The sequence below is a fragment of the Tessaracoccus flavescens genome (assembly GCF_001998865.1).
Taxonomy (GTDB): domain Bacteria; phylum Actinomycetota; class Actinomycetes; order Propionibacteriales; family Propionibacteriaceae; genus Arachnia; species Arachnia flavescens.
In genome coordinates, this window is sequence record NZ_CP019607.1 from 2148723 (window position 1) to 2168172 (window position 19450).

At 69.1% G+C, this 19450-nt stretch carries 22 protein-coding genes; 4 read left to right on the forward strand and 18 right to left on the reverse strand.

Features of this window, described 5'->3' with window-relative positions:
• Positions 1 to 12: 12 nt before the first annotated feature.
• From ppk2 to BW733_RS10245, 6 genes are all read right to left on the reverse strand, one after another.
• A complete protein-coding gene (ppk2, locus tag BW733_RS10220) occupies positions 13 to 912 on the reverse strand; it encodes a polyphosphate kinase 2 (RefSeq protein ID WP_077350226.1) in 900 nt (299 codons plus the stop codon).
• 206 nt (positions 913 to 1118) lie between these two features.
• Positions 1119 to 1784, reverse strand: coding sequence for an HAD family hydrolase (locus BW733_RS10225; protein ID WP_161490205.1), 666 nt, complete (start codon positions 1782 to 1784; stop codon positions 1119 to 1121).
• 250 nt (positions 1785 to 2034) lie between these two features.
• Complete coding sequence (locus tag BW733_RS10230; RefSeq protein ID WP_077350230.1) at positions 2035 to 3123, reverse strand: polysaccharide deacetylase family protein; 1089 nt, start codon at positions 3121 to 3123, stop codon at positions 2035 to 2037.
• A 129-nt stretch (positions 3124 to 3252) separates the two neighbouring features.
• Positions 3253 to 4104, reverse strand: coding sequence for a MetQ/NlpA family ABC transporter substrate-binding protein (locus BW733_RS10235; RefSeq protein WP_077350232.1), 852 nt, complete (start codon positions 4102 to 4104; stop codon positions 3253 to 3255).
• Positions 4105 to 4192: 88 nt separating this feature from the next.
• Positions 4193 to 4876, reverse strand: coding sequence for a methionine ABC transporter permease (locus tag BW733_RS10240; RefSeq protein ID WP_077350235.1), 684 nt, complete (start codon positions 4874 to 4876; stop codon positions 4193 to 4195).
• A complete protein-coding gene (locus BW733_RS10245; RefSeq protein WP_077350237.1) occupies positions 4873 to 5883 on the reverse strand; it encodes a methionine ABC transporter ATP-binding protein in 1011 nt (336 codons plus the stop codon). The genes BW733_RS10240 and BW733_RS10245 overlap by 4 nt, the downstream gene beginning before the upstream one ends.
• A 120-nt stretch (positions 5884 to 6003) precedes the next feature.
• Between BW733_RS10245 and BW733_RS10250 the strand changes: the two genes are divergently transcribed.
• Positions 6004 to 6702, forward strand: a complete 699-nt coding sequence (locus BW733_RS10250; protein WP_077350239.1) for an alpha/beta fold hydrolase — start codon at positions 6004 to 6006, stop codon at positions 6700 to 6702.
• Here BW733_RS10250 and BW733_RS10255 read toward each other — a convergent pair.
• Positions 6695 to 7105 (reverse strand): hypothetical protein, encoded by a 411-nt coding sequence (locus BW733_RS10255; RefSeq protein WP_077350241.1) that lies wholly within the window; start codon positions 7103 to 7105, stop codon positions 6695 to 6697. The genes BW733_RS10250 and BW733_RS10255 overlap by 8 nt on opposite strands.
• On the opposite strand from BW733_RS10255, the gene BW733_RS10260 reads away from it, so the two are divergent.
• Together BW733_RS10260 and BW733_RS19000 are read left to right on the forward strand one after the other, a co-directional pair.
• Positions 7036 to 8040, forward strand: a complete 1005-nt coding sequence (locus tag BW733_RS10260; RefSeq protein ID WP_202970171.1) for an FAD-binding protein — start codon at positions 7036 to 7038, stop codon at positions 8038 to 8040. The genes BW733_RS10255 and BW733_RS10260 overlap by 70 nt on opposite strands.
• Positions 7938 to 8561 (forward strand): FAD-binding protein, encoded by a 624-nt coding sequence (locus BW733_RS19000; protein ID WP_237268155.1) that lies wholly within the window; start codon positions 7938 to 7940, stop codon positions 8559 to 8561. Before BW733_RS10260 ends, BW733_RS19000 begins: the two co-directional genes overlap by 103 nt.
• A 43-nt stretch (positions 8562 to 8604) precedes the next feature.
• Here BW733_RS19000 and BW733_RS10265 read toward each other — a convergent pair whose 3' ends face one another.
• The 6 genes from BW733_RS10265 to BW733_RS10295 form a co-directional block, all read right to left on the reverse strand.
• Complete coding sequence (locus BW733_RS10265; RefSeq protein ID WP_077350243.1) at positions 8605 to 9006, reverse strand: RidA family protein; 402 nt, start codon at positions 9004 to 9006, stop codon at positions 8605 to 8607.
• Between the two features lie 11 nt (positions 9007 to 9017).
• Positions 9018 to 9632: a type II toxin-antitoxin system PemK/MazF family toxin gene (locus tag BW733_RS10270; RefSeq protein WP_077350245.1), complete on the reverse strand. Its 615-nt coding sequence runs from the start codon at positions 9630 to 9632 to the stop codon at positions 9018 to 9020.
• 36 nt (positions 9633 to 9668) lie between these two features.
• The gene (locus BW733_RS10275; protein ID WP_077350247.1) at positions 9669 to 10244 is read right to left on the reverse strand and encodes a hypothetical protein; all 576 of its coding nucleotides are present in this window, start codon (positions 10242 to 10244) and stop codon (positions 9669 to 9671) included.
• A 9-nt stretch (positions 10245 to 10253) separates the two neighbouring features.
• On the reverse strand, positions 10254 to 10436 hold the full coding sequence (locus BW733_RS10280) for a hypothetical protein (protein ID WP_077350249.1): 183 nt from the start codon (positions 10434 to 10436) through the stop codon (positions 10254 to 10256).
• A gap of 310 nt (positions 10437 to 10746) precedes the next feature.
• Positions 10747 to 11244, reverse strand: a complete 498-nt coding sequence (locus tag BW733_RS10290; protein WP_077350251.1) for a DinB family protein — start codon at positions 11242 to 11244, stop codon at positions 10747 to 10749.
• Positions 11241 to 12242, reverse strand: a complete 1002-nt coding sequence (locus BW733_RS10295) for an ATP-dependent DNA ligase (RefSeq protein WP_077350253.1) — start codon at positions 12240 to 12242, stop codon at positions 11241 to 11243. The genes BW733_RS10290 and BW733_RS10295 overlap by 4 nt, the downstream gene beginning before the upstream one ends.
• 413 nt (positions 12243 to 12655) lie before the next feature.
• Here BW733_RS10295 and BW733_RS10300 point away from each other — a divergent pair, with 413 nt between their 5' ends.
• Positions 12656 to 12832: a hypothetical protein gene (locus BW733_RS10300; protein WP_202970173.1), complete on the forward strand. Its 177-nt coding sequence runs from the start codon at positions 12656 to 12658 to the stop codon at positions 12830 to 12832.
• Between the two features lie 252 nt (positions 12833 to 13084).
• Here the strand turns inward: BW733_RS10300 and BW733_RS10305 are convergent, their stop codons facing one another.
• The 5 genes from BW733_RS10305 to BW733_RS10325 all read right to left on the reverse strand — a co-directional run bounded on the left by BW733_RS10305 (position 13085) and on the right by BW733_RS10325 (position 19330).
• On the reverse strand, positions 13085 to 14716 hold the full coding sequence (locus BW733_RS10305; protein WP_077348636.1) for an IS1182 family transposase: 1632 nt from the start codon (positions 14714 to 14716) through the stop codon (positions 13085 to 13087).
• Positions 14717 to 14780: 64 nt separating this feature from the next.
• A complete protein-coding gene (locus tag BW733_RS10310; RefSeq protein ID WP_077350255.1) occupies positions 14781 to 15968 on the reverse strand; it encodes a glycine C-acetyltransferase in 1188 nt (395 codons plus the stop codon).
• A 33-nt stretch (positions 15969 to 16001) separates the two neighbouring features.
• Positions 16002 to 17027 (reverse strand): L-threonine 3-dehydrogenase, encoded by a 1026-nt coding sequence (gene tdh, locus BW733_RS10315; protein ID WP_077350257.1) that lies wholly within the window; start codon positions 17025 to 17027, stop codon positions 16002 to 16004.
• 38 nt (positions 17028 to 17065) lie between these two features.
• Positions 17066 to 17470, reverse strand: a complete 405-nt coding sequence (locus BW733_RS10320) for an MmcQ/YjbR family DNA-binding protein (RefSeq protein WP_077350259.1) — start codon at positions 17468 to 17470, stop codon at positions 17066 to 17068.
• 72 nt (positions 17471 to 17542) lie between these two features.
• Positions 17543 to 19330: a glycoside hydrolase family 3 protein gene (locus BW733_RS10325; RefSeq protein WP_077350261.1), complete on the reverse strand. Its 1788-nt coding sequence runs from the start codon at positions 19328 to 19330 to the stop codon at positions 17543 to 17545.
• Between the last annotated feature and the right edge of the window lie 120 nt (positions 19331 to 19450).

Below are 19450 nucleotides of genomic sequence, written 5' to 3' on the forward strand. Positions count from 1 at the left end.
CGGGTCGCCTCGTCAGTCGCCGGAGGTGTGCTTCGCGCGCCGCACGATCAACGGATCGGGCGCGTAGACGACCGAGTCGTCGCGTCCCTCGTAGTCGAACTGGTACAGGAAGGAGCGCATCGCGTTGATCCGGGCCCGCTTCTTGTCGTTCGACTTCACCGTCGTCCACGGGGCGTACTTCTTGTCGGTGCGCAGCAGCATCTGCTCCTTCGCCTCGGTGTAGGCGTCCCAGCGGTCGAGGCTCTCGAGGTCCATGGGGGAGAGTTTCCATCTGCGGACCGGGTCGAGCTGGCGGAGCGCGAACCGGGTGCGCTGCTCGTCCTGGGTCACCGAGAACCAGAACTTCGTCAGGCTGATCCCCGAGTCCACGAGCATCCGCTCGAACTGCGGCGCCTGGACCATGAACGTCTCGTACTCCTCGTCGGTGCAGAAGCCCATCACCCGCTCGACGCCTGCCCGGTTGTACCAGGAGCGGTCGAACAGCACCATCTCGCCGGAGGTGGGCAGGTGCTCGACGTAGCGCTGGAAGTACCACTGGCCCCGCTCGGTGTTCGAGGGGGCAGACAGCGCCACGACTCGGGCGGCCCGCGGGTTCAGATGCTCGTTGAACCGCTTGATCGTGCTGCCCTTGCCTGCGGCGTCGCGTCCCTCGAAGACGAGCACGTGCTTGGCGCCGGTGTCCTGGGACCAGTACTGGAACTTCAGCAGCTCGACCTGGAGCAGGTACTTCTCGCGTTCATACTGCGCCCGGTCCATCAGCTCGTCGTACGGGTACCCGCCGTCCAGCCACGTGTGGACCGCCTTGCCGTCGGGAGCGATCAGCTCCGGGTCGACCCCCTCCGCGCCCTCGACGTGATACCCCTCGTCCTTGAGGTGGTCGATGTACTCGCGCAACGACATGTTCTGGGTCATGCGCCCATGCATACCGCGTCAAGGTGTCCTGCGGGTGAACGGGTCCAGATCTGGGCGTCCGTGCGTTGACGCGACGACCCGGCGCAAGGAGACCCGCCGGGAGGCGATCCGACCACCTGGCCCTGGACGCGGCGCGACAGTTCCAAGCCGTCGCCCTTCAAGACTGCCCGACGTGCCGCGTGCATCTCGGTGCCGCCTGGGATGGCTCAGATCGTCGGGCCCACGAGACGGGCGGTGACCTCGTCTGCGGAGTCGACGACGATCTCTGCCCCGGCCGCCAGCAGGGCCTCGCGGGGCGAGGCGCCCGTCGTGATCCCCATGGCGCGGGTGCCAGCGGCCATCGCCATCTCCATGTCCGAGGCCGCATCACCGACGTACCAGGCCCCCTCCAGCGGGGCGTCGAGCAGCCGCAGACCGAGCAGGACGGAGTCCGGGGCCGGCTTGCCATTTGCCACCTGGTCGTTGCCCACCACCACCTCGACGACGTCGCGGATGCCGATCCGCTCGAGCAGGTGCACCGCCTCGGGGGTGGTCTTCGCGGTCACCACGGCGATCCGCCAGCCGTCCTCCCGCAGCGCCGTCAGCATACAGTGGACCCCGGGCAGGAGCAGTTCGTCGCCCTGCTCGTTGATCGCCCTGCGCCAACTCTCGTGATAACCCGTGACCATGTGGCCGATCCGCTCGTCGACGGCGCCGAAGCCACTCAGCTCGGCCAGCGCGAACTCGAGCGGCCGCCCGATGTAGGGCACCACGGAGATCGGCTCCACCGCAACGCCGAAGGAGGTGATCGTCGCCGCGATGTGCTCCGAGATGAGAGGGACGGTGTCGGCGAGGGTGCCGTCGAGGTCGAACAGGACTGCCTTTGTGCTCACCATTTCACCCTAGCCAGCGATGTCTGCGGTTCCGCCTCCGGCTCCGAACCTGGGCAGATGCCCACGTGGCTGTGCACAACCTTGAGCACTTATCGGGACTCGTTGCGCGACACGCCGGGTGAAGGGGTTGCAAGGCGCAACGAACCAGGAATTGTGCTCAAGTCTCCACAGGCACTCAGGCCGATCGACGCGCGACGGCGGGGCGACCCGATCGGTCGCCCCGCCGCCGGGGATCAGCGCAAGGGAAGGCTCAGCAGGTCACTCCCGCGGGCTTGACCGCGGTCGCGCCGTTGTTGCGGCACAGGCCGACCCCCTTGTTGGCGAGGCCGTCCTTCATCTGCCGCACTGCCGAGGCGTTGAAGCCGTTCCACTGCATGTGCATCAGGACGGTGTCGCCGCCCTTGACGTTGTTGACCACGTAGCTGACCAGCTGCGAGCTCGACTTGCCCCGCCAGTCGTTGGTGTCGACGGTCCACGTCCAGATCCGCATGCCGACGGCCGCGTAGGCCTCGCGCACGGTCGAGTTGTAGGCGCCGTAGGGCGGGCGACCGTAGGTCGTCACCACACCGGGCGAGCCGAGCTGACGGATCACGGCCGACTTGCTCAGGTCGGTGAGCTGTGGGTGGCTGACTGAGTGGTTGAACACGTAGTGGCCGAGCGACCTGGCGTACGACGCGTCGAAGCGGCCGGCGGTGATGCAGTCACCCGTCGGGAACAGGGCGACGCTGATCCCCATGTCGGCGAACGCCTTGACCGTCGTCTTGAAGGAACTCAGCGACTTCGGGCAGTCGTCGAAGGTGAGGATCGCGCGGTTCGAGGTGTTCGGCCCGCGGGTGATCGAGTAGCTGCCCGACGGCGGGGGAGTCGGCTTCGGATCCGCCGGCGGGCGGTACCTGTACAGCGACTTCAGGTCGGAGCGGATGGCGCCGAACTGGACCAGGTTGTTGAAGACGTAGTTGCCGCGCCCCGTCGAGTCGATGTACGAGCGGCAGCCGTTGCGGCCGGTGCGTGCGGTGTCGCACTCGGTGAACCACTTTCGCCCGGCGACCGTGTGGTAGCCGGGGGTCGCCAGCGGGTTGCCCTTCCACAGGGTCCTCGGCGACGGGAGGTAGGTGAGGTTGTTGAAGGTCCACACGCCCGCGACCTTGATCTGCGTCGTGCAGCGCGCGGTGCGCGAGTACGGCTCGCACCAGGTGCGCCACTGGCGGCCGTTGATCGTGTGCTCGCCGGGTGTGGTGTAGACGTTGATCTCCGCATTGGCGGCCGGCGCCGTGACGCCCATGCCCACGAGCAGGGCAAGGGTCGAGAAGGCGCCGGTGATGATCCGTGAGATTCGCATGCTTCCCCCAGGGGTGTCGGTTCGCCTCGACTCTAAACCCGGTGAAGTGCGTAGAGAACCTACTTTCGGACACGAAAAAGGGCCGCCACGCCGATGCGTGACGGCCCCTTCCGGACCTAGGGTGTCGGATCAGCCGGGGATCACGTCGCCCGAGGGCCACTCCGTCTTGATGAACTCGGCGACCTCGTCGGAGTGCAGGAGTTCATCGAGCTTCTTGATCGAGGCGTTGCCGTCGTCCGCGGTGCGCCACACGAGCATGTTGGCGTAGGGGTTGCCCTCGACCTTCTCGATGGCGATCGCGTCCTCGGCCTTCAGGCCTGCATTGAGGATGAAGTTGCCGTTGATCAACGCGGCCGCCACCTTCGGATCCTCGAGCTGCTGGACGACGACCTCGGGCTGCGACTCCTCGAAGGTGAGCTTCTTCGGGTTCTGCTCATCGGTCAGCGTCAGCACGGTGGTGTCCTCCGCGATGTCGTTGAGCAGGCCGTTCTCTTCGAGCAGCTTCAGGCCGCGGTACTGGTTCGACGGATCGTTGGTGATCGCGACGACGCCGCCCTCGGGGATGGCGTCGGCGGAGTCGAACTCGTTCGAGAACAGCGCGAAGGGCTCGATGTGGATGCCCTCACCGTGCGAGAACTCGTAGCCCTTCTCCGCGATCTGGTTCTCCAGGTAGGGAAGGTGCTGGAAGTAGTTCGCGTCGAGTTCCTCGTTCGCGAGCGCCTCGTTCGGCAGCACGTAGTCGTCGAACTCCTGGATCTCGATCTCCAGTCCCGCGTCGGCGGCGAGGTTGTCGCGCACGAACTCGAGGATCTTGGCGTGCGGAACGGGGCTCGCGCCGACGACCAGCTTTGTGGTGCCGCCGGAGGCGGGGGCCGAGCCGTCGCCGGGGGCGGACGACGGCGTGGCGTCACCCGAACCGCAGGCGGTCAGGGCCATGGTGGCTGCCAACGAGGCAGCGACTGCAGTCAGAATCTTTCGCATAGGGTTTCCTCCTTGCTCTGGGCCAACAACAAGTTGGCCGCCTGGGTGGCCTTGTGGCCGTCCCGCCGAGGCGGGAAGTAGGTGGGGCTCAGCGATGGTCGATCGCCTTGGACACTGCGTCGCCGATCCACTGGATCAGCTGGACGAGGACGACAAGCAGCACGACCGTCATGATCATCACGTCGATCTGGTAGCGCTGGAAGCCGTAGTTGTAGGCGAGCCGGCCGAGGCCGCCGCCGCCGATCAGGCCGGCCATCGCCGAGTAGCCGACCAGCGTCACGACCGTCGTCGTGAAGGAGGCGACAAGCGAGGGCATCGCCTCGGGGATCAGCACCTTCGTGATGGACTGCAGCTTCGTCGAGCCCATCGCGTGGGCCGCGTCGAGCTTGCCTGAATGGACCTCGCGCAGCGACGTCTCGACGAGGCGCGCGAAGAACGGGATCGAGGCGATCGCCAGCGAGACCGAGGCCGCGATCGGGCCGAGCGAGGTGCCGACCAGCCAGCGCGTGAACGGGATCAGGGCAAGCATCAGCACGGCGTAGGGGATCGAGCGCGTGATGTTGACCACGACGCTCGACAGGATGAAGTTCAGCGGCCGGTTGGCGCTCATCGCGCCCGGGCGCGTGATGTAGAGCAGCACTCCGAGCGGGAGCCCGATGACAAGCGTGACGAGGGCGGAGATGCCCACCATCTGCAGCGTCTCGCCGAGCGCCGGGAGCAGCGCCTTCTGGATGGCTGGGTTGGCGAACCAGGTGTTCTCGAGCGGGATCATGCGAGGTCCTCCACCTGGGAGAGCGAGTCGGTCAGGGCCGCGTCGGCCCCGAGGGCGCGCAGCTCGTCGATCACGCGCTGCGGATCCACTCCGTCCGGGACGGAGAGCCGCAGGTGCGAGAACGTGGTGCCCGCGAGGTGTTCGACGCTTCCGGCGAGGATCGCGATCTCCGCTCCGACGGCGTTCGACACGTGCGCCACGACCGGCTGCAGTGCCTTCGGACCGGAGGACAACACATCGACCTGCGTTCCGTCGCCTCCTAGATCGGCGTGGGGCGGGATGCCGAGCAGCGCCTGGCTCAGCCGGCCGTCCAGGCGGTTCACCACGTCGGTCAGGGCGCCCGACTCGACGATCCGGCCGCCCTCGAGCAGCGAGACCGAGTCGCAGATGCGCTTGACGACGTGCATCTCGTGCGTGATCACGAGCACGGCAAGCTCGGCGTGCGTGCGCAGGGACTGGATCAGGTCGAGGATCTCGTCGGTGGTGCGGGGATCGAGCGCCGAGGTCGGCTCGTCGAACAGGAGCACGTCCGGATCGGTAGCGAGCGCGCGGGCGATGCCGACCCGCTGCCGCATGCCGCCCGAGAGCTGCGACGGATATGCCTGCCCGGCGTCGGTGAGGCCGACCAGCCCGAGCAGTTCGTCCACCTTCGCCTTCGTGCGTGCCTTGTCCGCGCCGATGATCTCCAGGGGGTAGGCGACGTTTGCCGCGATGGTGCGCGAGTCGAAGAGGTTGGCCTGCTGGAAGACGAGACCGATCCGTCGGCGTGCGGTACGCAGCGCATCGGAACGGGCGGCGGTCAGGTCGACGCCGTTGATCTCCACGGTGCCCGAGGTGGGCCGGTCCAGCATGGTGAGGCAGCGCACGAGGGTCGATTTGCCAGCTCCCGAGTGGCCGATGATCCCGTGGATCGAACCGGCGGGAACGGTGAGGGAGACTCCGTCGAGGGCGCGCACCTGGCGCTTGCCCTGCAGGTAGACCTTCGTGAGGTCCGACACGGTGATCATGGTGCGGCTCCTGTTCTGCCGGACAATATTCAAGCAGCCGGGATGGTGTTCAACGAATTGCCGGGCCCTGTGTCCAGCCCGCGTTCACCGATGGCGAAAGGCCGGTCCTAGGCTTGGCACATGCCAGCACCCGTCGTGTTCGTCCATGGCCTCCGCACGTCGTCGAGCATGTGGGATCCACAACTGCGGATCCTGGGCGACCGTGGCTGGAGGTGCGTCGCACCCGACCTGCCGGGGCACGGCGACCGTCGCGGCGAGGCATTCACGGTCGAGGCGGCGCTGGCCACCATCGACGAGGCGATCGCAGGTTGGGGGGAGCCCGTCCACCTCGTCGGATGCTCGCTCGGCGGCATGTTCGCCCTCCACGCCGCCGCCCTCACCGACCGCCGTCTCCTCTCGGTCGTCGCGGCTGGCTGCACCACGCAGCCATCCGTCAGGTCGGCACGGGCCTACGGTCGCGTGATCGGACTCGTCGACGTGGTCGGCGGCGAGGGTGCCGTGCGCCGGGCGATGGGGGAGGAGGCAGCCGCCCACTTCCTGCGGAAGGGAAGGGCCGACCTCGCAACCGTCGACGCGACGGTTGTCACCGTCGGAGGCTTCGACCTCCTCGACGACGTCGCACGTATCGACGCGCCGGTCACCTTCCTCAACGGCCACCTCGACCAGTTCCGCGGCGAGGAGCGGCGCTTCCTCCGCGCCGCCCGGCGGGGACGCCTCGTCGTGCTCCCGTTCGGCACCCACATGGTGAACCTCACCGACCCCGGGCGCTACACGACGGTCCTCGAGTCGCTGCTGCTCGATGCGGAGTCGCTCAGCTGACGACGAGGCGCCGGTCGATCAGGCCGAGGGCCCGCGCCGTGGCCGCCTCCCGGTGGTCCGGGTTCGCGGTGACCACGCCGTGGACCATGTGCAGCACGAGGATCAGATCATCGGTCGTCCACGAAGGATCGGCGAGCCCAGCCGCCGCCGCTTCCCGCAAGGGCCGCTCGATGAGCCGGGTCAGCCGTTCGCTCGCCACATCGTCCGGGAGTTTTTCCCGGGCATCGATGACCATGTCGACGAACGCCGTCGACTCGACCGTGTAGCCGATCAGCATCCGCCACAAACCGGCGAAGGCGTCCGGCCCCTTGAGGGTGGCGGCCGCCTCCTCCAGTGCGGCGAAGTTCTCGTCGAAGACGGCGTAGGCGAGCTCGAGCCGGGTGGGGAAGTGGCGGTACAGCACCCCCTGCCGGAGATTCGCGCGAGGAGGCGCTGCGCTATCTGGACGAGACCGTCGGTGACGTCGGACGCGCGACCTCGCGGGAGCGCAAGGAGGCCTTCGTCGACGGGGTGAGCGGTTTCGTCGACCTGGCCGAACGGCACGGCGTCCGCTTCGCGAGGGCGGCCGATTACCCCGACTACTACCCGGAGTGGCCAGGAGGCAAGATCGGAAGGGCGCTCGAGGTCGAGCCCTTCGACGTGAAGCGGATCGGACCGTGGTGGGAGTCCGCGCGCGGCCAGGACGGCGTCCCTGCGCCGGTCAAGACCGACGACTTCTGGCTGCTGTCGCGCGCCTGGTCGACCGCGGGTGGTTTCGTCCGCGGCGCACGGGTCGTCTTCCGCACGATCGGGAGCCTCGCCCGTGGCCGCAAGGCGGTCGGCATGGGAGCCGCGCTCGCCGCGTCTCTGCTCGAGGTGGCCACGAAGCTTGGCGTCGAGATCTGGCTGTCCAGCCCAGCGACGGCACTGGTCGTCGACGGCGAGCGGGTCGTCGGGGTGCGCACCGACCACGAGGGAAGGTCGCTGACCATCCGCGCCACCCCGCGGCGTCGTGCTCGGCGGTGGCGGCTTCGACCACAACCGGCAGTGGCGCGAGCGCTACCAGGGCGTGGACGGCACCGCCTCGTCCGGATCGAAGGGCAACGTGGGCTCCGCCATCTCCATCGCAGAAGACATCGGCGCCGCGACCGAACTGATGGACGACGCCTGGTGGGGTGGCTCGGTGCCGCCCGTCAACGGTGGAGCTGCCGCGTTCCTCGTCAGCGAGCGTGCCATGCCGTACAGCATCATCGTCGATGCGCTCGGCGAGCGTTTCGCCAAACGAGTCCGAGTCGTATGTCGACCTCGGTCACCACATGCTCGAGCACTCGACGCGGGTGCCCGGCCGCTACTGGATGATCGGCGACGTGCGGCACGGCCGCCGCTACCTGCGCTCCTATGCGCTGGACCCGAAGGTGAACAAGGCGCGGATCGAGGCGGGCATCCAGGTCACGGCCGACACGATCCAGGAACTCGCCGGGAGGCTCGGCATGGAACCGGCGACGCTGCAGGGCACCGTCGAACGGTTCAACGGCTTTGCGCGCTCTGGGGTCGACCAAGACTTCGGCCGCGGCAACTCCGCCTACGACCGGTACTACAGCGATCCGCTCGTGCGGCCGAACCCGAACCGCGGGCCGCTGGAGAAGGGGCCGTTCACGGCCATCCAGATCGTCCCGGGCGACCTCGGCACGAAGGGTGGGGTGCTGACCGACGAAGTGGGCCGCGCCCTCCGCGGCGACGGGACCTTGATCGAGGGCCTCTCCGCAGCAGGCAACAACTCGGCCTCGGTGATGGGCAACACCTATCCGGGGCCGGGCGCGACGCTCGGTCCGGCCGCGGTGTTCGGCTACCTCGCGGGCAGGCACATGGCCGCCATGTGAGAGGCGCCGTCCGGTCGGCAGCACGTCGCGGTCGGTCGGACGGTCAGCCCTCGACGGCGGCGACCGCCTCGATCTCGACCAACTGGTCGTCGTAGCCGAGCACAGTCACCCCGAAGAGGGTGCTCGGGACGTCATGCGAGCCGAACCTGCCTCGCACGACCTCCCAGGCCGTGACGAGGTCGGCCTGGCGGGAGGAGACGACCAGCACCCGGGTGTGGATCACGTCCTCGAGGCCCGCTCCGGCAGCCTCGAGCGCTCCGACCAGGTTGTCGAGGCAGGACGCCGCCTGGCCTGCGTAATCCCCGACGGCCGCGGTGGTGCCGTCGGCATTGAGTGGGCAGGCTCCGGCCAGGAAGATGAACCGCGAGCCGGCCGGAGCGGTCGCGGCGCAGGCGTACTCGGCGGTGTCGGACAGCGCCTCGGCCCTGATCAGGCGTACGGCCATGAAGTTCCTCCTCAGTAGTGGCGCAGGACCTCACGCGCGACGTCGCGGAAGATCTCCTCCTCGAGGATGGCGCCGATCCGTCGCACGGTGTCCGGGTCGATCCGGATGATCCGGTTGACCCTCGCCTCGCTGGGCCGACCCTGCGAGTCCCAGGCGCCTCTTCCGATGTCGATCCAGTACCGCCCGGCGCGGGCCTCCTGATCGCGGTCGCGATCGTGGTCCTGCGAGGTGACCTGCAGCCCCAGCAGCCAGGAGCCGTCGCGGGCGATCAGCAGGACGGGGCGGTCCTCCCCCTGCTGGTGGTCTTCCTCGTAGGGAACCCAGGTCCACACGACCTCGCCCGGGTCGGGACGGTCGTCGTGTGACGGCTGGTAGACGATCACGGGCGTGCCCGTGAAGTCGCCGGGGTAGCCGCCGGCGCTCGGGCGACTGGTGTCTTTGCGACGGGTGTCCTCGTCACGCGCGGAGCGGGTGCGACCGGAGCCAGACGACGACTGCGTGGGCTTCGGACGCTGCCGGGTGGCCGAGCGCTTCGACTCTGGGCGGGTCGCGCGGTCGAGCGCCCGGTTGGCCACCTGGCGCAGAACGCGCAGCGCGCCGTCGAGGAGGGGGTTTTTGCCTGCCATGCAGCGGAGTTTAGTGGGCCGTGCGCGGCGTGGTGCTCAGCGGAAGCGGGGAAGCCGACCGTAGAAGATCCACCCTGGGCGTCGGTAGGCCTCGGGACGTTCCGCGCGAACCTGCGCCCAGCGACGGAAGTACGTGGTCATCGGAGGCAGCCAGACCAGGACGGCCGTGACGAGCGAGAGACCGAGCGCGATGTAGGCGGGATCGGTCGTGATTGCGGCGTAACCGCCCATCAGCAGCAGGCCGACCAGGCCCGCCCAGCGCGACCACTTCCAGCCGTTCCAGGCCTGGAATCCTGCGACGGCGACGGCTCCGGCCGCCAGCACCGATGCGGCCGCCAGCACGCCCTCGAGCGTGAGCGACAGCCATTTGCCCGGTTCGGGTGCCACCCATTCGATCAGCCTGGCCGAGGTGGCGTAACTGTCGGGGTTGGCTGCCCGCCACCAATGCAGCGCGTAGACGCCCATCACGACGGCCACAGCGGCATAGCTTGCGACGGCGGCGACGACGGCCACGATCGGGCGCTGCGGCTCCCCGGTGCGGGTGCTGAGCGGCGTGCTCCGATGCAGTTCCTCGATGGGAGGCAGCGTCTGGATCTGCTTGGGCTGGCTCACCCGGACAGCCTACGACACCGCGCAATCAGCGCCGCGGAACCGCAGACCCAGAAGCTGACCACAGTGGTCGCACAGCGGACGCACAGAGCGGGCCGACAGTTCGACTCCGACCACCGCCGAGTCGAGCGATACGACCTCGAGCGCACCCGTCGAGTCCACCGAGCCGAGCACCGAGCCGTCGGAGGACGTCACCGCCTAGCCTTCCGAGGCTGTCTCGGAGCCGACGGAGAGCGCCAGCGCTCCCGAAGAGGCTGGCAAGGCCGACCCGGACGAGATCGCCACCCAGGCGGAGGAGGCGCTCGAGGCGCAGGTCGGCAAGCGTCCCGACATCGACTGCGGAACCGAGCCGGTCGAGGTCGTCCCGGGCGGAACGCATGTCTGCGCCCTGACCGACGCCGGTTCCAACGAGCCGGTCTACGACGTCACGATGACCTTCACGGAGGTCGACGGTGACGCGTTCAAGTTCGACATCCAGGTCGCCGAGACGCCGCGTCCGTGAGGTTCAGGCCCCCACGTCGTGGGTGTGGTGGGCCAACTCGTGCAGCAGATAGAGGCCAAGCGTCGACGCGGTGAACTCCACCCCGTCGCCGCGACGGCCCCGCAGCTGCCACTGATCGCCCGAGGGGGCGGCGAAGGAGTTCGCCGAGGCGCGCCAGTACTCCCTCTCGACCGAGGCGGCCTCGCCGTCCCACGAATCGAACTCGGCAAGGCCGTCGGCCTCGAGGATCGCGTCGAGCCGCTGGGCCATGACCTCGCACACATCGGCGAGATGCTGGCCGTACTCGATCGCAGACCAGACCTGCGGGGAGGGGCGCTCCTCGGCGTCTGGCAGGTCGAGGACCACCCGGAAGCGCTCGCTCAGTGTCGTGATCTGTTCGGGATAGGCCTCGGGCGTCACGGCCGCCGGGTCGAACCCGCACTCGGTGCAGGCGCGCTGGGTCACCCAGGTCCAGTCCTTGTCATCGGCCTGTGGCTGCTCGGGAGGGATCGTTGCGCTCATGGCGTGAGCCTACTGCCGAGGGTGAGCAGGGCCGCGGTGGCCGCGTCGACGGGGCGGACATCCGGACGAAGGGCGCGCAGCACCGGCTGGCGCATGAGACCGCTGGTGGAGATGGACAGGTAGCGGACCTGGACGCAGATCATCGGCTCCACCCAGCTGGTGCGCTTGAGCTCCGAGCCGGTCGGGAACGGCTCGAACGGGGCGGCGTCGATCTCGATGCCACGCAGCACCGTGAGCAGCATGTCGCGCTCCGAGTGGGACAGGCCCGAGCCGACCCGGCCGAGCGGGTACAGCACCGCAGCGGTGTCGAAGGTCGCCTCGTCCGTCGCGTGGCCGACCCACACCGAGCCGAGCCGACGGGGGTCTCCGGTCTCCGGGACCCAGCCGCCGATCACGGCGACCAGTTCCGTGCGGTGCGGCGTCTTCAGCCAGTCAGGGCTGCGCGCGCCCGGTTGGTAGGTCGACGTGAGGCGCTTGCTCATCACCCCCTCAAGGCCTGCCCCGCGGGTCAGCTCTGTGATGATGCCCGGATCGTCGTAGGTGACCGACAGCTGCCAGGCTGGGCGGTCGAGATCGAGCTGCTCAAGCAGTGCCCGTCGCTCGGAGAGCGGAAGGCGCGTGATGTCGTGCCCGTCGATGCGCATCACGTCGAACACGACGAGGGTCGCGGGGCGCTCCGAGGCGAGCCGCCGGGCGCGGTCTGGGTCGCGCACGTGGATGCGCGGGGCGATTCCCTGCAGGGTCGGCACCCCTGAGGCGGGGTCGATCGCGATGATCTCGGCGTCGAGCAGCAGCCCGTCGGGAAGCCCGACCGCTCCGGCGACGATCTCGGGGTAGGCGGCGGTGATCTCGCCTTCGTTGCGGTTGTAGAGATGCAGCGTGGAGCCGCGGGTCTCCGCGAGGGCGCGCACCCCGTCCCACTTCACCTCGTGGAGCCATTCGGCGCCCTGCGGGGGCACCCCAGGGGTGGGCGTCGGTGTGGCCAGCATCGGTCGCATGACGACATTGTGCCCGGCTCCGACGAAATCTCCCGACGACACCGTCAACCAGGAGTGCGCGAGCGCCTGAGCCTGGTGACCAGATGCCGGAATGGCGTTGACTCGCGCCCGACGCCTACACGCACAAATAGTTAAGCACGTTGCTTAATTACTGACGGGAGACGTTGATGTCCGCTGCGACGCGACCTGCACACCTTGCAAAGGTCTTCGAACTTCTCCGCTCAGGGCGACGACGGCCCGTGACCTCGTCGCAGGAACCGGGCTGTCCAGGCCGACCGTGATCGCCTCGCGCTCGATGCGATCAACGCGCAGCAGCTGTATCCCTCGTCACATTTCACTGTGCTGCGAGGAACCCTAGCCAGGACGAACCGCTGCTCGATGCGGGCAACACGGTCGTCGCCGCGGAGCTGGACATGCGCGCTGTCGCGGTGGCCGATCACGTGATCGATCTTGGACCCGGTGCGGGCGACGCCGGCGGGACCGTGGTTGCAGCTGGTACGCCCGCCCACGTCGCGGACAAGGGCGTCGGTGCTTCCGCGGGCTACCTCACCGCCGCGCTGCAGGCAGCCACCAACGTGACCCCAATGTGACGCGTGTGTGTCGGCCAGAATCGCGGGTCACCCCCCGCGATTGGGAGACACGCCCTAGGAGGGCGCTGAACAAGGTGTGATCTGAGGCGGGTATGGCGTGAGGGGGGCGGGCGGAGCGCCGCCAAGGCCGTCTTTGCGGCAGTGAGGTCAGCACCCTGGGGTGCGACAGTCGGGGTCGTTCCGCCCGCCTGAGGCCATCCTGCGCTCGATCGGGGCGGCGTGGCAAGGGCCCAGCGGCCCCCGGTCCCACCCTCAGGCGATGGCCCAGGTCCCGTCCTGGACGGTGAGCCCGAGGTTGAGGAGGCGTCGCAGGTTGAGACCGGCGGCGCGGTGGTGCAGCCAGGCGTCGTTCTTGGCCACGCCCCGGTAGGGCACGCGGCGTGCTCCGCGCGTGAGCCAGGCGATGGAGCGTTCGACCATCGGCCGGTGCCGTCGGTAGACGGCCTGGAAGTCCGGGTCGGTGGCTCGTTCGCGGTGCTGTCGTTGGAGCTGGTGGTGCTCACCCAGGGTGACCTTGCGGCCACGTTCGGCGGTGGTGCACCGCTGCCGCAGCGGACAGCCGGCGCACGCGGCGCCGAAGGTCACCTTGCCCTTGGCACTGACGCCGCGGGTGAGCCCGGCCGGGCAGGTCAACGTCCCGGCGACCGGGTCGTGGATGAAGTCGTCCAGGGTGAACCCGCCCTCGACAGCCGGCCGCAGCGGCCAGGGTTTGAGGACCGGTTCCCACTTGCGGGCATCGAGCGTGGCCAGCATGTCACCGGAGGCGTAGGCGGAGTCGCCGAGCACCTGCACCGGCGCGTCAGGGGTGGCGGTGAGGGTGGAGTCGGTGGTGACCAGGTCGGCACCCACCGCGGCGTCGGAGTGCTCGGCCCCGTTGGTCTTCGTCAGCTTCACCATCGTCATCAGCCCGGTGTCCGGCTCGACGACGACATGGGCCTTGAACCCGTCCTGACGCCGTTCGCGGGTCTTGTGCGCGTGCCGGGCATCGGGGTCGACGGTGGAGATCATCCGGTCCGGCGCGGTCTTGCGGGCGATGCGCCACCGCCCGTCGGTGCCGTCGGAACCCTCCGCCGGCTCGACGTCCTGCCCGGCGACCAACGCCAGCAGCGCGAGGGCCTCGGCCGGTTTCCCACCCGCCTCGGACAGCAGCGCCAGGCCGTCCGGGTCGCCGTGCTCGTCGTGGTGGGCGGCGTCGAGAGCGGCCAGCAGGGCCAGGGCGTCGCCCACCAGTGCGCTCACCAGCTCGGTCCGGGCGGCCTCGTCCTCCCAGGCGATCCGCGGCTTGCCAGCGACCGTGTAGTCACCGCCGGTGACCTCGGCCAACCGGGTGCACTCCTGGACCACCAGTGCGTGCGCGCCCGGCACGTCGCGGCCGACCCGGCGGATCGAGGCGATCAGCTGGGTGACCGTGTCCTGCCGGGCGACCGCGTCGTCGAGCACCGTGGAGTCCAACGCCCGCCGCGTCTTGCCCGACAGGACACCGGTAGCCATGACGACCTCGCGGACCGCCTCGAAGATCCGGTCCGGACGTTCGCTGGCGGCCAGCCGCTTACGCCAGTACGTCAACGTCGAAGGGTGGAACCCGGCCCCGTCGACCGCGTACCCGCACGCGGCCTTCCAGCGCAGGTCGAACGTGAGCGCCTCGACCGCTTCCCTGTCAGAGTGCCCGTACAAGGACTGCAGCACCAGCACCGAGGCGATGACCTCTGGCGGGATCGAGGGCCGACCCCGCCCCGAGGGAAACAGGTCGGCGAACAGCTCCGGCGGGAACAACCGCAACCGGTGCTCGGCCAGGAACGCGAACACGCTCCCCGGCACCAACAGATGTCCCGCCAACGCCTCCACGTCCAACAGCTCCCGCTGCCGATCAGCCTCACCCTGCATGAAACAAGGATCGCAAGCCCACCCCGATCAGCACCCCGCGACGCGCGGGTTATTCAGCACCGTCCTAGGCCGAAACCTCGTCCCTCGCCGCGACGAAGGCGGCGATCGCCGTGTCGAGGTCGTCGCGCGTCAGTGCCGCCGACAACTGCGTACGGATCCGCGCCTTGCCCTTCGGCACGACCGGATAGCTGAACGCGCGGACGTAGACGCCGCGAGCCAGGATCGCGTCGGCCATCCGGGCGGCCAGCACGGCGTCGCCGAGCATCACCGGGACGATCGGATGGTCCGACTCCGGCACCTCGAAGCCCTCCTCGACGATGCGGCGGCGGACGTAGGCGGTGTTCTCGCGCAGCCGGTCGAGCAGCTCGGGCTGGTTCGCGATCAGGTCGAGCACCGCCATCGAGGTGGCCGTGATCGACGGGGCGAGCGAGTTGCTGAACAGGTACGGGCGCGAGCGCTGGCGCAGCAGTTCGACCATCGGGGCCCGCGCGCAGGTGAAGCCGCCGGAGGCGCCGCCGAGCGCCTTGCCGAGGGTCCCGGTCAGGATGTCGACGCGGTCGGTGACGCCGAAGAGCTCCGGCGTGCCTGCGCCCGTCTTGCCGACGAACCCCACGGCGTGGGAGTCGTCGACCATGACGAGGGCGCCGTACTCGTCTGCGAGCGCGCAGATCTCGTCGAGCGGGGCGACGTAGCCGTCCATCGAGAAGACGCCGTCGGTGGCGATCAGCGTGTGCCGCGCCCCGGCGGCCGCCTCGAGCTGGGCCCGCAGGTCGTCGAGGTCGCGGTTGCGGTAGCGGAAGCGCTTCGCCTTCGACAGCCGCACCCCGTCGATGATCGACGCGTGATTCAGCTCGTCGGAGATGATCGCGTCCTCGGGGCCGAGCAGCGTCTCGAACAGGCCGCCGTTTGCGTCGAAGCACGACGAGTAGAGGATGGTGTCGAACCCGTCGGCACCGGGCCGCAGGAACGACGTCAGCGCAGCCTCGAGGTCCTTGTGCTGGGTCTGGGTCCCGCAGATGAACCGCACGGAGGCCATGCCGAAGCCCCAGCGGTCGAGCGCCTCCTTCGCGGCCTCGATCAGGACGGGCGAGTCGGCGAGCCCGAGATAGTTGTTCGCGCAGAGGTTGATCACCTCACCCTCGGGCGTTCCGACGTGGGCGGCCTGCGCCGTCGTCAGCGGGGCCTCCTCCTTGTAGAGGCCCTCCTCGCGCAGCTGGGCCAACTCGGCGTTGATCTGGTCGAGGATGTTCATGGGATTTCTCCTGTCGGTTGCTTCGGGGGACGCTCAGTCCCAGGACATGATGACCTTGCCGGACCTGCCGTCGCCGGCCACGGCGAACGCCTGCTCGAACTCCGCGGCAGGGAAGCGGTGCGTGATCACGCCGGAGATGTCGAGGCCGGAGCGCAGCAGCGAACTCATGGCGTACCAGGTCTCGAAGATCTGCCTACCCGTGACGCCCTGGATGGTGAGCATGTTGAAGATGATGGTCGAGAAGTCGACCGTCAGTTCCTTCGTGGGGGTGCCGAGCAGAGCGATCCGCCCGCCGTGGGTCATGTTGTTGATCATCGACGTGAGCGCCGCGCCCGAGCCGGACATCTCCAGCCCGATGTCGAAGCCCTCCTTCATCGAGAACCGCTCGTAGACGTCCTCGAGCCGTTCCTGCGCCACGTTGACCGTCGACGAGAGGCCGAGCGAGCGCGCCAGTTCGAGCCGTTCGGCGCTCAGGTCGGTGATCACCACGTTGCGGGCGCCCTGGAACTGGGCCACGAGCGCGGCCATGATGCCGATGGGCCCTGCGCCGCTGACCAGCACGTCCTCGGCGAGGGCCGGAAACTGCAGCGCGGCGTGGACCGCATTGCCGAAGGGGTCGAAGATCGCGGCGACGTCCGGGTCGGCGTCTGAGGGGTGCACCCACACGTTGACGGCAGGCATCGCGAAGTACTGAGCGAAGGCGCCGTCGACGTGGTAGCCGATGCCCTGGGTGTTGCGACACAGGTGCCGTTTGCCTGCCAGGCAGGCGCGGCAGCGTCCGCACACGTAGTGCCCCTCACCGGAGACGAACTGCCCGACCTCGAGGCCCGTCACCGACGAGCCCATCTCGACGATGTGGCCGCAGAACTCGTGGCCGAGGACCCGTGGCGTCGCCACCGTCTTGGACGCCCAGCCGTCCCAGGAGGCGATGTGCAGGTCAGTGCCGCAGATGCCGGTGCGGGTGACCCTGATCAGGACCTCCGTGGGGCCGGGGATGGGCTTCGGGATGTCGATCAGCTCCAGTCCCGGACCGGGACGCGTCTTCGCGAGGGCCAGCATGGTCTACATGGTGGCACGTCACCCGCGGCGGGGGAGAGTCAGGGGGCAGTCGAGGTGCCCACATCGGGCTGCGGAGGCAGGCCAGCCTGGTCCACGAGGCGCTTGGGGGCGAGCACGCAGAACGACTCGATGACCAACTCGCGGACCTCCTCCCAATCGGTGGAGTCGTCAAGGATCAGGCCGATCACGTCTGCTCCCCATCCGGCGCGGAAGTAGGGATGGCCGAGGTGTTCGAACGCGGCGACGTCGCCGCTCTGACCGTGCAGGACGATCCGGAACTGCTGATCCTCCCCGCCGAAGAGGTGCGCGACGGTGGCGCCGCCGACCCTCCAGCGCAGACCGACCCAGGCGTCCTCCTCGTAGACCTCGGGCAGCGTGTCGGTGATGGCGCGCACCCGCTCCACCATCTGCTCCGGCACCTCGGGGCGCTCACGCTTGGCCATGGGGCAGAGCCTGCCACACCCGTGCGACAACTCCCGCCCTCCGGGGCATCGGCACGGGCCCCGCTGGGAGGGTCAGTAGCTGAGGCCGTCCCCGAAGGACAGGTACACACCCCCGCCGGGCTTCGGCACGTCGACCGGGAGCCGGCCCTGCGGGTTCACCCGGCCGGTGATCACCCGCGCGACCGCGCCGGCGATCACAGGTGAGTACGAGTAGGTGCACAGCTCTGCGTTCGCCTCGTAGTAGGCGACGTCGTACGGGTTGCGCACCGCGACCGTCACCACGGGGGTCCCCGAGCCGGTGAGGGCCTTGACGAGGTTGACCTGCGACGCGGAGGTGGCCACGTTGTTGGTTAGCACGACCACGAGGTCGCTGCTCCTCGCCGCGGTCACCGCAGCGGTGATCTGCGCGGCGGTGGGGGCGTTCGAGGTCTGCCTCGTCGTCGTCGCCCCGAGCCGCGCAAGGGCATCCGCGACGGCGGTGGTGGTGGTCGCGCCCCAGCCGCAGACGAGTACCCGTCTGTCCGTCACGTCCACCGGGAGGGTCCCGTCGTTGCTGACCAGGGTGACCGTGCGGTCGGTGACCTCGTCGGCCGCCTCGAGGTGTTGGGGGATCCCGACGATCCGGTCGACCAGCGCAGGCTCGCACAGCGGCCGCTCCACGATGCCGCGGCGGTACTTCATGGTCAGCACGCGCGCGACCTTCTCGTCGAGCTGCGCCTCGGTGAGCCGGCCCGTGCGCACCGCCTCGAGGACGGCGTCGCGCGCGGCGAGCGGGGCGGGCGACATCAGCAGCAGGTCGACGCCCGCCTCCATCGCGCGCACAGCCACCTCCGCGTCGCCGTACTTCTGCCTGACGCCCGCCATGTCGAGCGCGTCGGTGACGATGACACCGTCGAAGCCGAGCTGGTCGCGCAGCACTCCGGTGAGGATCGGCCTGCTCACGCTCGCCGGATCGCCGGAGGGATCAAGGGCTGGGACGAGCAGGTGCGCCGTCATGATCATGTCGACACCCGCCCGGATGGCCGCCTCGAACGGCGGCGCGTCGAGCGCCTTCCATTCCTCGGGCGTGTGGGTGATCTCCGGCAGCCCGTAGTGCGAGTCGGTCGCCGTGTCGCCGTGGCCCGGGAAGTGCTTGGCCGAGGCGCAGACCTTTCCGTCGATCTGGTAGCCGACGACCTGGGCCGCCACCATGTCGGCCACGAGATCGGGTCGCGAGCTGAACGACCGGACGCCGATCACCGGGTTGTCCGGGTTGACGTTGACGTCGGCGTCGGGGGCGAAGTCGACGTTGATGCCGACGGCGCGCAACTCCTTGCCTGTGATCGCCGCGGCGGTGCGCGCGTCCTTCGTCGAGCGGCCCGCGCCGAGCGCCATGGACCCCGGGAACTGGGTCGCGGGTGGACCGAAGCGGGTGACGATGCCCTGCTCCTGGTCGGTGGCGATCAGCAGCGGGACGGCCACCTTCGTGCCGACCGGTCGATCCGGCCTTCCCTTCGGTCGGGTCTCGAGCGACGCCTCCTGCAGTGCGTTGCTCGCCGCGGCGACGCCGTCTGGCCCGTTGTCGTAGGTGTTGGTCCATGCGAAGTAGATGACCCCGCCCAGATGGAGGTCACGGACGACGTCGACTCCCTTGGCCGTGCCGTACTTGCTCAGGTTGCGCGAGTCGTCGACCGTCGGGTCGACCCCGTACACCTCCTGCACCATCAGCTGACCGACCTTCTCCGGCAGGCTCATCCGCGCGATCGTCGACTGGACGTATCCCTTGACGCCCGCACTGGCAGGCAGCGCTCCGACAACGGCCGATGCAGCGAGTGCCCCAGCGCCCATGCCGATCAGGTGACGACGGCTCAGGGTGATCATGGTTTCTCCCTCCGGTGCGTCCCGCGCAGGGACGGACAGTCCAGCCTGACACGCGGTCGTCGTGCCCGCCGGAGAAACGGGAAATCGCGTGCGCCGGAAGCTGGGCCTCGACGACCTCAG

Bases quoted from the DNA above. Each gene is read 5' to 3' on its own strand.
- ppk2 (WP_077350226.1), bottom strand. From the start codon at position 912: ATGACCCAGAACATGTCGTTGCGCGAGTACATCGACCACCTCAAGGAC.
- BW733_RS10230 (WP_077350230.1), bottom strand. From the start codon at position 3,123: ATGCGAATCTCACGGATCATCACCGGCGCCTTCTCGACCCTTGCCCTG.
- BW733_RS10235 (WP_077350232.1), bottom strand. From the start codon at position 4,104: ATGCGAAAGATTCTGACTGCAGTCGCTGCCTCGTTGGCAGCCACCATG.
- BW733_RS10240 (WP_077350235.1), bottom strand. From the start codon at position 4,876: ATGATCCCGCTCGAGAACACCTGGTTCGCCAACCCAGCCATCCAGAAG.
- BW733_RS10245 (WP_077350237.1), bottom strand. From the start codon at position 5,883: ATGATCACCGTGTCGGACCTCACGAAGGTCTACCTGCAGGGCAAGCGC.
- BW733_RS10250 (WP_077350239.1), top strand. From the start codon at position 6,004: ATGCCAGCACCCGTCGTGTTCGTCCATGGCCTCCGCACGTCGTCGAGC.
- BW733_RS19000 (WP_237268155.1), top strand. From the start codon at position 7,938: ATGCGCTCGGCGAGCGTTTCGCCAAACGAGTCCGAGTCGTATGTCGAC.
- BW733_RS10265 (WP_077350243.1), bottom strand. From the start codon at position 9,006: ATGGCCGTACGCCTGATCAGGGCCGAGGCGCTGTCCGACACCGCCGAG.
- BW733_RS10270 (WP_077350245.1), bottom strand. From the start codon at position 9,632: ATGGCAGGCAAAAACCCCCTCCTCGACGGCGCGCTGCGCGTTCTGCGC.
- BW733_RS10290 (WP_077350251.1), bottom strand. From the start codon at position 11,244: ATGAGCGCAACGATCCCTCCCGAGCAGCCACAGGCCGATGACAAGGAC.
- BW733_RS10295 (WP_077350253.1), bottom strand. From the start codon at position 12,242: ATGCGACCGATGCTGGCCACACCGACGCCCACCCCTGGGGTGCCCCCG.
- BW733_RS10300 (WP_202970173.1), top strand. From the start codon at position 12,656: ATGCGCGCTGTCGCGGTGGCCGATCACGTGATCGATCTTGGACCCGGT.
- BW733_RS10305 (WP_077348636.1), bottom strand. From the start codon at position 14,716: ATGCAGGGTGAGGCTGATCGGCAGCGGGAGCTGTTGGACGTGGAGGCG.
- BW733_RS10310 (WP_077350255.1), bottom strand. From the start codon at position 15,968: ATGAACATCCTCGACCAGATCAACGCCGAGTTGGCCCAGCTGCGCGAG.
- tdh (WP_077350257.1), bottom strand. From the start codon at position 17,027: ATGCTGGCCCTCGCGAAGACGCGTCCCGGTCCGGGACTGGAGCTGATC.
- BW733_RS10320 (WP_077350259.1), bottom strand. From the start codon at position 17,470: ATGGCCAAGCGTGAGCGCCCCGAGGTGCCGGAGCAGATGGTGGAGCGG.
- BW733_RS10325 (WP_077350261.1), bottom strand. From the start codon at position 19,330: ATGATCACCCTGAGCCGTCGTCACCTGATCGGCATGGGCGCTGGGGCA.